General features: G+C 67.7%; 8 protein-coding genes. 4 read left to right on the plus strand and 4 right to left on the minus strand.

The genetic code is table 11. The features are described 5' to 3' along the window. Window positions 1-3: 3 nt before the first annotated feature. Entirely contained in the window at window positions 4-525 is a 522-nt protein-coding gene (locus ACLP4W_RS21285) for a mycothiol transferase (RefSeq protein WP_442389343.1), read from the minus strand. 83 nt (window positions 526-608) lie between these two features. Here ACLP4W_RS21285 and ACLP4W_RS21290 point away from each other — a divergent pair, with 83 nt between their 5' ends. The 4 genes from ACLP4W_RS21290 to ACLP4W_RS21305 are packed head-to-tail and all read left to right on the plus strand — an operon-like array spanning window position 609 to window position 4,826. After that, window positions 609-2,339: an N-acyl-D-amino-acid deacylase family protein gene (locus ACLP4W_RS21290; RefSeq protein WP_442389345.1), complete on the plus strand. Its 1,731-nt coding sequence runs from the start codon at window positions 609-611 to the stop codon at window positions 2,337-2,339. 38 nt (window positions 2,340-2,377) lie between these two features. Next, the gene (locus tag ACLP4W_RS21295; protein WP_442389347.1) at window positions 2,378-3,793 is read left to right on the plus strand and encodes a PPE domain-containing protein; all 1,416 of its coding nucleotides are present in this window, start codon (window positions 2,378-2,380) and stop codon (window positions 3,791-3,793) included. 38 nt (window positions 3,794-3,831) lie between these two features. Then, the gene (locus tag ACLP4W_RS21300; RefSeq protein ID WP_442389349.1) at window positions 3,832-4,233 is read left to right on the plus strand and encodes a pyridoxamine 5'-phosphate oxidase family protein; all 402 of its coding nucleotides are present in this window, start codon (window positions 3,832-3,834) and stop codon (window positions 4,231-4,233) included. Window positions 4,234-4,262: 29 nt separating this feature from the next. Continuing rightward, window positions 4,263-4,826 carry a carboxymuconolactone decarboxylase family protein gene (locus ACLP4W_RS21305; protein ID WP_442389351.1) on the plus strand — a complete coding sequence of 188 codons (564 nt, stop codon included), beginning with the start codon at window positions 4,263-4,265 and terminating at the stop codon, window positions 4,824-4,826. Here ACLP4W_RS21305 and ACLP4W_RS21310 read toward each other — a convergent pair. From ACLP4W_RS21310 to groL, 3 genes are all read right to left on the minus strand, one after another. After that, window positions 4,815-5,639 (minus strand): SDR family NAD(P)-dependent oxidoreductase, encoded by an 825-nt coding sequence (locus ACLP4W_RS21310; RefSeq protein WP_442389353.1) that lies wholly within the window; start codon window positions 5,637-5,639, stop codon window positions 4,815-4,817. The genes ACLP4W_RS21305 and ACLP4W_RS21310 overlap by 12 nt on opposite strands. Window positions 5,640-5,671: 32 nt before the next feature. Next, on the minus strand, window positions 5,672-6,535 hold the full coding sequence (locus tag ACLP4W_RS21315) for an endonuclease domain-containing protein (protein ID WP_442389354.1): 864 nt from the start codon (window positions 6,533-6,535) through the stop codon (window positions 5,672-5,674). Between the two features lie 148 nt (window positions 6,536-6,683). Then, window positions 6,684-8,182 (minus strand): chaperonin GroEL (gene groL / locus ACLP4W_RS21320; RefSeq protein ID WP_442389356.1); only part of this gene is annotated, 1,499 nt, incomplete at its 5' end.

An 8,182-nucleotide genomic window follows, 5' to 3' on the forward strand; every position in this document is an offset into this window, starting at 1 on the left:
AACTTACTGTGCGATCCCCCGCACGTAGGCGGCCTGCCCGAGATGCTGGGCGCAGTCATCGATGATGCTCACCAACCGCGCGCTCGCGGTCACCGGCGGGTCCCAGTTGGTGTCCACGATGCGGGACAGCTCGTCGGCGGTCACGCTGGCGATGTACTCGCACGTGAGCTTGTGCACCGCGTGGTAGTAACCGGACAGCAGGTCCGCTGGTGCCCGCACCTTCGCGACTTCGTCGGGGCCGTGCCCGTAGCCGGTGTCATGGCGCGGCAGATCCAGCCCGAATCGGTCCACCCAGCCGTCGCGAGTCCACACCTCCTCGACACCGGCCACATGGGCCAGCTGAATGTCCTGGACCCGCGCGCTGTGCCAGATCAGCCAGGCGATGCTATTGGTGTTCGGGGTCGGCTGGTAATCGGACAACTCGTCGGTCAATCCGTCGGTGAGGTCGTCGACGTGTTCGATCAGTCGGGTGAATGCGTCCCGAAGCAATTCCTGTGCAGTTCCGGCGGAGTCGGTGCTGACCATATCGGCGACCCTACGCGTGACCGAGTGGTCGATCACGGAAGAGATCCTGGCATGAGACGCCCGCGCGGCCGTAGATTTGTTGGATGGCCTACGACCTCATCATCCGCAATGGCACCATCGTCGACGGGCTGGGCGGTGAGCCGTACGTCGGCGACGTCGCGCTGCAAGACGGCGTCATCGCGGCCGTCGGCAGCGTAAACGGCGATACCGCCGAGCGGGAGATCGACGCGACCGGGCTGTTGATCACACCGGGCTTCGTCGACCTGCACACCCATTACGACGGCCAATCCATCTGGTCGGAGCGCCTGACCCCGTCATCGGCACACGGGGTGACGACGGTGGTGATGGGCAACTGCGGGGTCGGGTTCGCGCCATGCCGCAAAGAAGACCATGACGTCCTCGTCGACGTGATGGCCGGAGTCGAGGACATTCCCGGCGTCGTCATGACCGACGGCCTCCCCTGGACGTGGGAGACCTTCCCCGAATACCTGGACGCGCTGGACGCCGGCAGGCGCGACATCGATGTGGCCGCTTACCTGCCCCATTCCCCGCTGCGGGTCTATGTGATGGGTCAGCGCGGCGCCGACCGCGAGCCGGCCACCGCCGAGGACCTCGCCAAGATGCGGGCGCTGGCCACCGAAGCGATCAAGGCCGGGGCGTTGGGTTTCGCGTCGTCACGGTTAACCATCCACAAGACCGAAAGCGGTTCTCCCATACCGAGTTACGACGCCGCCCGCGAGGAGATCGAAGAGATCGCCCGAGGTGTGGTCGACGCGGGCGGCGGCCTGCTGCAGTTCGTGCCCGACATTCCGGCCGGCGGCTATCAGCCGGTGCTGCAGACGGTGTTCGACGTCGCCGAGGACGTCGGACTGCCGGTCACCTTCACCCTCGTCGTCGCGAACGCGGGCGACCCGACGTGGCCGGACGCCATCACCATGATCGAGAAGGCCAACGCGGCCGGCGGTGACGTGACCGCGCAGCTGCTGCCACGCCCGATCGGGCTGATCATCGGGCTGCAGCTGAGCGCCAACCCGTTTGTGCTCTACCCCAGCTATCGTGAGATCGCGCACCTGCCCCTGGCCGAGCGGGTGGCCGAGATGCGCAAGCCCGAGGTCCGCGCCCGCATCCTGGCCGACAAGCCCGGCCAGGGTCATCCGATCCTGTACGTGGCCCAGATGTGGGACTGGATCTTCCCGCTGGGCGACGACCCCGACTACGAGCCGGACCCGTCGACCAGCATCGGGGCCCGGGCCCGGGCCAAGGGTGTGGCCCCGATGGAGGAGGCCTACGACCGGCTGCTCGACGACGACGGCCGCGCGATGCTGTTGGTGGCCACCAGCAACCTGGAGGGCAATTCGCTGGACACCGTCGGCAAGTTACTGCGCCGCGACGACGTGGTGCTGGGACTCGGCGACGGCGGCGCGCACTACGGGATGATCTGCGACGCCAGCTACTCGACGTACTTTTTGGCGCACTGGGCGCGCGACCGCAAGTCCGGGCGATTCACGGTGCCCGAGGCCGTCCGGGAGCTCACTTCCGTGCCGGCCCACATCGCCGGGCTGGCGGATCGCGGCCGCATCGCCGCCGGCTACAAGGCCGACCTCAACGTCATCGACCACGCCGCGCTGCGCCTGCACAAGCCGGTGATCAGCTACGATCTGCCCGCCGGCGGCCGTCGCCTGGACCAGACCGCCGACGGGTACGTCGCAACGATCGTGTCCGGCGAAGTAATCGCCGAAAATGGCGTGCCCACCGACGCTCGTCCCGGCAAATTGGTACGCGGCCGCCAACCAATCCCCATACCCGCTCGATAACGCCACGAAGGGAGGCCCCTCCCGGTTAAGTTGGGTTAGTGACAGGCCCGCATTTTGCGTGGTTGCCGCCAGAGATCAACTCGGCACTAATCTTCGCCGGTCCCGGAGCGGCGCCGCTGCTTGCTGCGGCGGCGGCATGGGACGGGCTGGCCGGGGACCTGGCGTCGTCAGCGTCGTCGTTCTTTTCGGTGACGTCGGATCTGACCAACGGTTCATGGCAGGGTGCGTCGGCGACCGCGATGATGGCCGTCGCGACCCAGTATGTGAGCTGGCTCAGCACGGCTGCGGCCCAGGCGGAGGCGGCAGCCAGCCAAGCCTCGGCCATCGCGGCCGCTTTCGAGACGGCGCTGGTCGCGACTGTGCAGCCCGCGGTGGTGGCTGCCAACCGCGCCCTGGTGCAGGCGCTGGCGGCCACAAACTGGTTCGGGCTCAACGCCCCGGCGATCATGGACACCGAGGCCGCTTACGAGCAGATGTGGGCGTCGGACGTCGCGGCAATGTTCAATTACCACGCCGACGCGTCGTCGGCCGTGGCACAGTTGGCGCCCTGGCAGCAGGTCTTGTCGAGCCTCGGCATCAACTTCGGCAACTCCGGCAGCACCAACCTGGGCGTCGGAAACAGCGGCCTCCTGAATGTCGGCGGCGGGAACTCGGGCATCAACAACCTGGGCTTGGGCAACCAGGGCAACAACAATGTCGGCTTCGGCAACACCGGCAACAACGACTTCGGGTTTGGGCTCACCGGCAACAATCAGATCGGCTTCGGTGGCTTCAACTCGGGCAGCGGCAACATCGGGTTGTTCAATTCGGGAACCAATAACATCGGCTTCTTCAACTCCGGTAGCGGGAACGTCGGCATCGGGAACTCGGGCTCCCTCAACGCCGGCTTCGCCAACTCGGGCACCCTCAACGCGGGCTATTTCAACAGCGGTGCCGCGAACATAGGTTTGATGCAAACGGGAATGCAAGACCCGACCGCGGGAAGCCTGGGCAGCCAGGACACGGGCCTGCTGAGCTCTGGCCACTCCGGCACCGGTCCTCTCGCCCCGGCGGCCGTCGGTCCGAGCCTGCTCGACACGGCCAACGCGGGCACGGGCGGCCTCAACGCGGCCATTGCGAACTCGGCCGTGCCGAACCCCGCCGCCACCCCTGCCTTCGCCCCACCGGCCGAATCGGTCTCCGCCAGTGCAATGGGCGTCGACCCAGCCGCTTCGAACGCCGTCAGCCCGGCAAGCGGCCCGGCCCCCGTCGCGAGCCTCAGGAGCACGCCCACCGCCGCCCCCTCCGGCTTCTTCCCCTCGGGCGGTAGCGATTCGGCTCTGCGGAACGACCCGGGACTGCGGACCACCCCCGTGCGGGATTCGGGCATACCCAGCTCGGGCTTCTTCGACAAGGGCGAGCGCACCCCCGACACTCCCGACCCCGGCACCGGAGTGCCGAGCGAACCCGACTGACGCCCCATCCGGCTTTTCTCCCGCATATCCTCGAAACCATGCGCACGAAGAAGAAGGTGGACCTCAAGCGGCTCGCCGCCGCTCTCACCGACTACCCGTTCGCCTACCTGATCACGGTCGACGACGGCTATCGCGTGCACACCGTGACGGTCGAGCCGACGCTGCGTGACGCAACTATCGACGTCGGGCTCATCGGCGGGCGCACGCGGAACAACCTGGCCCAGCGCCGCGACGTCACACTGCTGTGGCCCCCGACCGAGCCCGGCGGCTACTCACTGATCGTCGACGGCCACGCCGAAACCACCGATTCCGAAGGCGAGACTGCGTGGTTGAGCGTCGTGCCGACCCGCGCGCTTCTGCACCGCGATGCCGACCCCGACTCCCCCGAGGCGGCCAAGGGTTGCCTGCACGACTGCGTGGTCTTCACCGAAACCGCCTAGAGCCGGCCTGACGCCGTACAGTCAGTCGCGTGAGCCGCGTCGCGCCCCTCGCTCCGCCGTGGAGCGAGGAAGATGCCACGAGCATCAACAGTTGGGGTCACCCGGACCGCACCTACGAGCCGCTGCTTCTGGTGCGCTGCCTGCAGCGCCACCCGGCGCTGGCCACCCGGCTGCGCAAGCTCGGTGAATCCCTCTACGTCGCAGCGCTTTTGCCGCCCCGAACACGGACGATCGCGATCCTTCGCATCTGCGCGCTGGTCGGCTGCGAGTACGAATGGGGCGGGCAGGCGGCGTTCTGGGGCCCGATCGCCGGCATCAGTGACGACGAGTGCGGCGCGCTCGTCACCGGCGGCGCGGACGACGCGCGGTGGAGCCCCGCCGAGCGGACGCTGATCGAGGCGGTGGACGAACTGGAGCGCACCGGGTCGTGGTCGGAGGCGACCTGGAAAGCACTGGGGCGCAACCTTAATGACGAGCAGCGGATCGAATTGCTGACGGCCGTCGGCTGGTACCGCACGATCTGCACGCTCTGCAACGCACTCGCACTTCCGGCGGAGGGCTGGATGCGGCGCTGGCCCGCGTCAGCTCGCTGAGCGGTCCCGGCGCAGGCCCGGATGCTGATTAGCCAACAGCGGCAGCAGCAGCCGTCGCGGCATGAACTGGAACAGGCGGGTGCTGATCCGGCTTGGCAGCCCGGGAATCACCGTTCCGCGGTCGCGGTCGAGCGCGTCGACTCCGGCGCACGCCACCTGACGCGACGCCATCCACAGGAACTTCGGGAATGCGTCGGCAAAGGTCCGCTCATCCATGCCCGCGTTCTTCAGGAACTCGGTGCGCACCGGCCCCGGGCACAGCAGCGCGACGGTGACACCGGTGCCCGCGAGTTCCCCACGCAGTCCTTCGGTGTATGTCTTCACGAACGCCTTGGTGGCGGCGTAGCCGACCTGCCCTGGGAAGGGGTAGTAGCCCGCGGTGGATCCGACGTTGAGGATCGCGCCGCGGCCGCGCGGCACCATCTGCTGGACCGCCCGCGTGGTCAGATCGATGACGGCCTCGACGTTGACCCGCACCTGGGCGATCTCGTCGTCGACACGCGCTTTCGTCACCGACCCGATGGTGCCGATGCCGGCGTTGTTGACGAGGATGTCGGCAGTCAGCCCGCGACGGTCGACCTCGTCGAAGAGCCCGGCCCGGGCGGCGGAATCCGCGATGTCGCAGGCGATCACCTCGGCGCGGACGCGGCCGGCGAGTTCGTCCGCCAGGTCGCGCAGCCGGTCTTCGCGGCGGGCGACGAGCGTGACGCCGTGGCCGCGGTCGGCCAGCTCGCGGGCGATGTCGGCGCCGATGCCCGACGATGCCCCGGTCACCACGGCGGTACTGGTGGGTGCTGGAGTCGGAAGAGTCACGCGTCGAACTTACAAGCCGCCGAGTGTGGGCCCTAGGGACAGGAACTGCCTTGAATTCGTCCGTAGGCCCCACGCTCGGCGAGCTTGGCCTTGACGCGCTCAACAATCGCATTCGGCCGGGACAGCATCTCGGCACTGACTCTGATCACAGACCAGCCGGCCGCTTCCAGCAAGGCGATTCGCTCTATGTCCCATGAGCGCTGGTATCGGTTCTCCCAGTGCTGGACGCCGTCGTATTCGACGGCGACCTTCCCTTCACGCCACCCCATGTCGACCCGGATGCGCAGATCCCGGAACTCGATCTGCGTCTCCGGCTTGGGCAGTCCGGCACCCACCAATAGCAGCCGCACCCTCGTCTCCTGCGGCGATTCCGCACCGCCGTCGGCTAACTCCAGTGCGGCCCTCAGCCGCCGAATGCCGCGGGCCCCCGGGCGCCGGTCGGCCAAAGCGATGACGTCCGCGGGTTTGATGCCTGTCGCATTGAGCAACGCGTCGAGGATCGGTACCGCCTTGGCGACGGGCAGGCCGCAGCCGATGTCGAAAGCCGTTCGGGCAGCGGTCGTCACGCGCATTCCCCCGACCGTCTGCACCTCGTCATCAGCCAGCTCATAGCTGTGGACAACCATGCCCCGCTGACCATGCCTGTCAGCGCGCACTATCTCTGCGGGTGCGGCCCCGTCGAGCCATTTCGTGCCGAGTACGGCGGCGGCGGACAGGCCGGCAAGAGTTGCGCGCGTCGACAGCCAGGCCGCGCGCGCTTTGGTGGCGGCCGTCAGCTCCGCGTCCTTAGCGATGTACACGTCGCGGAACACCGCTCGATATCTCGTGCGCAACTCACTGCGGGTGACGGCCCTGCGCTTGAGCGCGTGACTGCCTCGAAAGGGGATATCGTCCATGGCGTCATGTTGAGTGTGCGGCCGCATTTGTGCGCCCGCCCAGCGTGGGGCCTGTGGACGAATTTCGATGTGTGGACGTACCTATCCCCCACACTCGCACACACGAAAAGCCCGGCCCCAAAAGGGACCGGGCTTTTCGCTTGACTTCCTAGAAGTCCATGCCGCCCATGCCGCCGGTCGGGTCGCCCACCGGAGCGGCCGCCTTCTCCGGCTTGTCGGCGACGACGGCCTCGGTCGTCAGGAACAGCGCCGCGATGGACGCCGCGTTCTGCAGCGCTGAACGGGTGACCTTGACCGGGTCGGCAACGCCGGCCTTCAGCAGATCTTCATACTCATTGGTCTGCGCGTTCAGACCGTGACCCGCTGGCAGGTTGCGCACCTTTTCGGCCACCACGCCGGGCTCCAGCCCGGAGTTGAAGGCGATCTGCTTCAGCGGAGCCTCCAGCGCCACCTTGACGATGTTGGCGCCGGTCGCCTCGTCGCCGGAGAGCTTCAGCTTGTCCAGGGCCGGGGCCGCCTGCAGCAGGGCCACGCCGCCACCGGCGACGATGCCCTCCTCGACGGCGGCCTTGGCGTTGCGGACCGCGTCCTCGATGCGGTGCTTGCGCTCCTTGAGCTCCACCTCGGTGGCAGCGCCGGCCTTGATCACCGCAACACCGCCGGCCAGCTTGGCCAGGCGCTCCTGCAGCTTCTCGCGGTCGTAGTCGGAGTCGCTGTTCTCGATCTCGGCGCGGATCTGGGCCACCCGGCCGGCAATCGCGTCGGGATCACCGGCGCCCTCGACGATGGTGGTCTCGTCCTTGGTGATGACCACCTTGCGAGCCTTGCCCAACAGCGAGACGTCGGCGGTCTCCAGCGAGAGGCCGACCTCTTCGCTGACGACCTGACCACCGGTGAGGATGGCCATGTCCTGCAGCATCGCCTTGCGACGGTCACCGAAGCCGGGGGCCTTGACCGCCACCGACTTGAAGGTGCCACGGATCTTGTTGACGACCAGGGTGGACAGCGCCTCGCCCTCGACGTCCTCGGCGATGATCAGCAGCGGCTTGCCGCCCTGGATGACCTTCTCCAGCAACGGCAACAGGTCCTTGACGGTGGAGACCTTGGAGCTGACCAGCAGGATGTAGGGGTCCTCCAGGACCGCTTCCTGACGTTCGGCGTCGGTGACGAAGTAACCCGAGATGTAGCCCTTGTCGAACCGCATGCCCTCGGTGAGCTCGAGCTGCAGGCCGAACGTGTTGGACTCCTCGACGGTGATGACGCCCTCGTTGCCGACCTTGTCCATCGCCTCGGCGATCAGGTCGCCGATCGACTGGTCGCCAGCGGAGATGGCCGCGGTGGCAGCGATCTGCTCCTTGGTCTCGACGTCCTTGGCCGACTTGAGCAGGGTCTCGGTGATCTTCTCGACGGCCTTCTCGATGCCGCGCTTGAGAGCCAGCGGGTTGGCACCGGCCGCGACGTTGCGCAGGCCCTCTTTCACGAGCGCCTGGGCCAGCACCGTGGCCGTCGTCGTGCCGTCTCCGGCGACGTCGTCGGTCTTCTTGGCGACTTCCTTGACCAGCTCGGCGCCGATCTTCTCGTACGGGTCCTCCAGCTCGATCTCCTTGGCGATGGACACACCATCGTTGGTGATCGTGGGGGCGCCCC

It is taken from the genome of Mycobacterium sp., from assembly GCF_052145595.1.
Classification (GTDB): domain Bacteria; phylum Actinomycetota; class Actinomycetes; order Mycobacteriales; family Mycobacteriaceae; genus Mycobacterium.

Bases quoted from the DNA above. Each gene is read 5' to 3' on its own strand.
- ACLP4W_RS21285 (WP_442389343.1), bottom strand. From the start codon at position 525: ATGGTCAGCACCGACTCCGCCGGAACTGCACAGGAATTGCTTCGGGAC.
- ACLP4W_RS21290 (WP_442389345.1), top strand. From the start codon at position 609: ATGGCCTACGACCTCATCATCCGCAATGGCACCATCGTCGACGGGCTG.
- ACLP4W_RS21300 (WP_442389349.1), top strand. From the start codon at position 3,832: ATGCGCACGAAGAAGAAGGTGGACCTCAAGCGGCTCGCCGCCGCTCTC.
- ACLP4W_RS21315 (WP_442389354.1), bottom strand. From the start codon at position 6,535: ATGGACGATATCCCCTTTCGAGGCAGTCACGCGCTCAAGCGCAGGGCC.